General features: G+C 62.7%; 6 protein-coding genes. All 6 read left to right on the top strand.

Going from position 1 to position 5,153, the window contains the following annotated elements; genetic code table 11:
- Window positions 1-332: zincin-like metallopeptidase domain-containing protein (locus FHS92_RS17940; RefSeq protein WP_246352108.1), on the top strand; the 332-nt coding region annotated here is incomplete at its 5' end.
- 11 nt (window positions 333-343) lie between these two features.
- Window positions 344-766: a hypothetical protein gene (locus tag FHS92_RS17945; RefSeq protein ID WP_184081934.1), complete on the top strand. Its 423-nt coding sequence runs from the start codon at window positions 344-346 to the stop codon at window positions 764-766.
- Between the two features lie 304 nt (window positions 767-1,070).
- Window positions 1,071-2,024, top strand: a complete 954-nt coding sequence (locus FHS92_RS17950; protein ID WP_184081935.1) for a DUF2493 domain-containing protein — start codon at window positions 1,071-1,073, stop codon at window positions 2,022-2,024.
- A 115-nt stretch (window positions 2,025-2,139) separates the two neighbouring features.
- Entirely contained in the window at window positions 2,140-2,361 is a 222-nt protein-coding gene (locus FHS92_RS17955) for a hypothetical protein (RefSeq protein WP_184081936.1), read from the top strand.
- Window positions 2,362-2,825: 464 nt separating this feature from the next.
- Window positions 2,826-3,155, top strand: coding sequence for a hypothetical protein (locus FHS92_RS17960; RefSeq protein WP_184081937.1), 330 nt, complete (start codon window positions 2,826-2,828; stop codon window positions 3,153-3,155).
- A partial coding sequence (locus tag FHS92_RS17965; RefSeq protein WP_246352109.1) for a type IV secretion system DNA-binding domain-containing protein occupies window positions 3,145-5,153 on the top strand: 2,009 nt, incomplete at its 3' end. The genes FHS92_RS17960 and FHS92_RS17965, both read left to right, overlap by 11 nt.

The raw sequence follows: 5,153 nt of genomic DNA on the forward strand, positions 1-5,153 counted from the left end.
CCTCGGGGGAGGCCGATGCGGTTTTTGGGCAGTGCTGGAGGCAGCCGATGGTTTTCTTCCTCGAACCCCGGATTGGGGCTGGACTGTCAGGATATATTGCCGAACTCTCCAGCGCCATGCTAGGCGCAGAGCTGGGCCTGCCGGTCACGCATCTCGACAGCCATGCGAGCTATATCGAGCATTGGCTCAAGCTTCTGAAGGATGACGACCGCGCCATTCTGACCGCTGCCGCCAAGGCTGAGGAGGCGTCGACCCTGCTGCTGAAGCTTGGCGGAAGGGTCATGCCCGAACAGTTTGACGACGCGTCAGACGACGCTGCGCTTGCGGCCTGAGGGAGGATGCCATGGGCCGATCAGTCAGCTATCCCAGCGGCGCAATCGTCGCCTTCACAGTGCTCGAGGTCGAAGGCGAGGACGACTGGGAATTCGAATACGAGTGGCTGCGTGAAGACCTGCGCGAGCGGGCCGGCCGAGCCTTCCCGTCGCTGATCCCGCATGACGGCTGGCGCGGTCGGGAAGACCGGATCCTCATGCGCAATGCCTATGCGGATTTCGGCGTATCTGTCTACGGCGGGCTTGTGGCCGTCTGGATCGTCGAACGCGATGACGGGGCCTATTGGGACGCCGATTGGCGCACGGCCCGCTCACCGCGGGCACAGCGCTGGCTGTCCCAGATCGCATCCCGCTTCGATGCCGTGTTCGGCGACTATGACTGTCTCGGGCATATGTCGAACGGAGAGGGTGTCTACGCCAAGCGAGCGGCTTGAGCCGAGCCGGGTCGGTGCATGCAGGAGGCATAGAGCGTGCCCCTGCCAATGTCAGTTCCGACCGCCCATGGTCTGGCGCCATGCGAGAGAGGCCCTGGGCCAGCCGCCAATCTTGCGCAACCCGGCGTGGGCGGGCCCGTGTTGGCCTTCGCCCTTTGGGCTCTAGGCCTGCCCGCGCCAGCCCGCCCGCGCGGGTTTCCCCTGACGGGTGCGCAAACCTGCCTGGATGCTGGCCCTGACGGGCTCTCGCTGGCGCAGCCATGAACGGGTGCGTCGGCCTCACGCCAGTCAGGAGGACAATCCCATGCATACGTCATTCGCCGACCAACTCGCCGGGCTCGATCTAGCCGGTTTCTCGATTGGACCTGCTCCCGTATCGACCAGCGATTTCCCGGTCCGGGAGGCTGTCGTCCAAACCCTCGAAGCGGTCTGGTCCGATCTCTTCGCCATGGTGTCCGGGACCGCTCTTGAAGCCGACGCCGAGGATCTCGGCTGGGCCTTCGTCAATATCTTTCACCGCTCCGCCGAGCGCAAATCGACAGCCCTTGACCGGGCGACCGACGAGGTACGCGCGCTGATTGCTACGGCCGATGGATCCGAGGTCCACACCCATGAACTCGAGACCCAGGTCGAGCGGGCGCAGTGCGCCGAAAGCGCCATGCTGGCGCTCGAAGAGATGCGCGAAGTCGCAGCAGGCCTATACCTCAACGAGTTCGGTTCCTCCTGGAAGCCAGTCTCCAGTTCGCGCTTCAACCACAGTGCAATGCTGACGTCCGCGCTCGTCGAAGGCCGGGATTTCCTGCGCGCCCGCGCCGAGGCCAAGCGCCGTGCAGCCATGCCCGAAGGAACCCCGGTCGTATTCGCTGGCGGGCGCACCCGTCATGCTACCGAAGACGATGCGCTGACCTTCGGCAACAATGTCTGGGCCACGCTTGACAAGGTCCGCGACCGCGTGCCGGACATGGTGCTCATCCACGGCGGCGACACCAAGGGCGTCGACCGTCTGGCATCGAGCTGGGCTGAACGTCGAGGCATTCCGCAGGTGACGTTCTCGCTCGATATGCGGCTGGGCGCCCGTGCCGGCTTCAAGCGCAACGAGCGGATGCTCTCCCTCGATCCGCGCTACGTCATCGCGTTCCCGGGTAATGGCGTACTCGAACGCCTGGTGATCGACGCCAAGGCTCGGCGGATCACCGTGGTCGATCGCCGCGGCGCCCTCGGCACCAATCCTAAGAACACTTCGGTCAGGACCGACTGAGACCCTGTCTGTCTTCGCGCCAGCGCCGGATCGGCGCTGGCGTCGTCCCTGACCCGTCATGCGCACGAACATCGCACTTTCTCCTGTCGTTCGAGACAACCTCAGGAGGATCATCATGGCTTATTCTGCACCTTGCACCGCTTCATCCCGCAGCTACTTCGAGGCGCTGGAACTCGCCGAGCGCAGGGCACTGCACAGCTACTTCGATCAGCACATCGTGGAAGACGATGAGCTCGGATATATCGCGCTCGATGAAGGCGACTACTGCGCCCTGCCGGCACACCTGGCGGCGCGTGTCGTCCACACCATTCACGGATCGATGCTGGATGAATTCTGACGCCGGAAAAGGGTGGGAGCCGGGGACGGTTCCTGCCCTTTTATTTTGCTCGCTGCCGGCTCGTTTCCGCTCGAGATCAATTGTGATGAGCGGAGTGCGGGCATCGGCGCCCGCACGCGCTTTGGTTCCGCGCTATCGAGGCCCTTCAATCCCTCCAGCATGTCCGGCGAAGTGACCGGATCAGCCACTCGCAGCTTGGTAAACTGAGCACACCGTACGCAGTGATACTGCTGGATTTAATCTCGCATTTTCATGGAGATAGGTTAAAATTTCAGGCTGGTGTCAAAGCAATTTGAGAGTGCGGCATGCTTTGAATTTGCAATTTGGCAACAAATCATGGAGACCTAAAATACTGAATTGCCGTCATAATTATGAGTTTGACGGCTGAATGTTCCTGATTTATTCTCACTCCTGCCTTCCGCAAGATCGAACCAGGTTCGCAAGGGTCAACAGGACCCCCGAACATGGATCGGCATCTCAGTCTTCAGACCTACGTTCCCCGCCCACTTGCTGACTGGATCAAGGGCAAGGCCCGGGACCAGCAGGTCTCCGTCAGCATCGTCATTCGCGACCAGTTGGTCGAGGCATGGCAGCGTGAAAATGAAGCGCGAAAGCGGCCTGCAGCCCTCGACCCGGTCCGACAGAACATCTTCATCACGGTTGCCCTTGATGCCCTTCTCGCCAGCCATGCCGATGGTTCCTTGAGGCAGCGCACGCACGAGGCCTACAACCGTCGTCTCGCCCGTCTCGGGCTCAGCGCCTCCGCACCCGAAGGAGGCAACGATGAAGCGTAATCTCCTCAATTTCACCCGCGGCAGCCAGCTCCTTGGACACTTCGGTTTCATGTTCGCGGCGGGGCTCAAGGGCCCGCTGCTGGTGACCTTCCTAGTCAGCGCCTGGCTTTGCTATCTCGAGGTCACCTCCGCGCTCACCGATCACCAGATGTATCTCGCCTGGATGCACCTCTATGCCTCGGGATACGCTTTCATGGAGTTTGATCCCGGCAAGCTGGTTGAGCTCAAGCTGGCCGGTGGAGGGACAGTTCGCATCCCGTTCAATCTCGTGCGTGAGTTCCCGCCCATGCGGGAGGCGGTGACTGCGCTCGGTGGTTCCCTCCGGCGCGGGATTGGTCTTTCGGCGCTCGTCCTGATCCCTGCCTTTGCCGCCTTTTGGTGGTTCGCTGAACGGTTCGGCGGCAAGTCCAAGGAGCGCAAGCACGAGCGCGGGGCGATGCTCGTCACGCTCGACGAACTCGAGGCGGAAATCGACCGGCACAATCGCTCTGAGCGAGCTCGCGAGCTGCAGGCCGCGCTGGGTTGGAAATGGCGCCTGGCCGGTGCCGCAGCGACCGAAGAAGCAGGCTTTTACAGCCCGGCTCATCTTGCCGGGGTACCCTGGCCGTGGCGGCTTGAGCAGAGCCATACGATGCTGATCGGCACGACCGGCACCGGCAAGACCGTGGCCCTTAGCCAGCTTCTCGCCGAAGCACGGGCGCGGGGACAACGCGCCGTCGTTTTCGATCTCACCGGAGCCTTCATCGAGACGTTCTACGATCCGGAACGCGACATCATTCTGAACCCGCTTGATGCCCGTTGCCCGAACTGGAGCGTCTTTCACGATTGCACCAGCGAAGGCGAATTCCATGCCGCTGCCGAAGCGCTGGTTCCGCACGATGGCGGTGGGTCCGAGCAATTCTGGGTGCTCGCGGCCCGCATGCTTTTCGTGGAGATGTGCCTCCACCTCCAGCGAGCCGGCCAGGCCAGCAACCACGCACTCGCCACCCGACTGATGACCGCCGACCTCGCACAGGTGCACAAGCTTATGCGCGGCACTATGGCCGATCCGCTGACAGCGCCAGAAGCCGCGCGCATGGCAGAATCGATTCGGGCCGTGTTCAACGCCAATGCCAAGGCCCTGAAGCTGCTGCCCGCCAAAGGTCCACGCTTCTCGGTACGCGACTGGACCCGCGGCATCTCTGAACCGGGATCGATCCTGTTCCTGTCCGCGCGCTACGTCGACATGTCGATTTGTTCGCAGCTGCTCACCTTGTGGCTCGACACCGCGATGAACACGCTGATGACCATGGAGCGCACTCCGGATCTCAGGATCTGGTTCCTGGTCGACGAGCTCGGAGCATTGCACCGGCTGCCCGCGCTGGAAAAAGGATTGCAGACAGCTCGCAATTTCGGCGGCGCGATCGTCACCGGCGTCCATGCTTTCGCCAAGCTCAAGGAGGTATACGGCGAGAACATGGCGATGACCCTGTCATCGCTCGCACGAAGCAAGCTTATCCTCGCAACCGCGGACCGGGAGACGGCAACCTGGTGTTCCGATTTCATAGGCCATCGCCAGGTGCGGGATATGGAGGAAGGGTACAGCTACGGCTATAACAACGCCCGCGACGCGGTCAGCCTGACGCCCCGCCGACAGATCGAACCGCTGCTTCTTCCCGACCAGTTCATGAACCTGCCGCGGCTCTCCGGTTACCTCAAGTTCCCTGACGGATTTCCTGCGGCTCCAGTCACTTTGGTGCCACGCCGATGGCCACGGATGGCCGAGGGTTTCATCACGCGTGCTCCCGAACCGAGGCCCGAGCAGCAGGCAGCGGGTGAAGACAATGTGTTCTCCGCATCGTCGCCGCACCCGACTTCCGCAGCGGGCGATGGCACCCCGGCAGCAAATGACGACGGCGCAGGCAAAGCTGCGCTTGAACGCCATCAGGCTCGGCCAATCGATCGCCAGGTCGCCGCCGACACCATGTCCGGCCATGCGAGCGGCGGCATCGATCGCCT

This window comes from Sphingobium subterraneum, assembly GCF_014199435.1.
GTDB classification, from domain to species: Bacteria; Pseudomonadota; Alphaproteobacteria; order Sphingomonadales; family Sphingomonadaceae; genus Sphingobium; species Sphingobium subterraneum.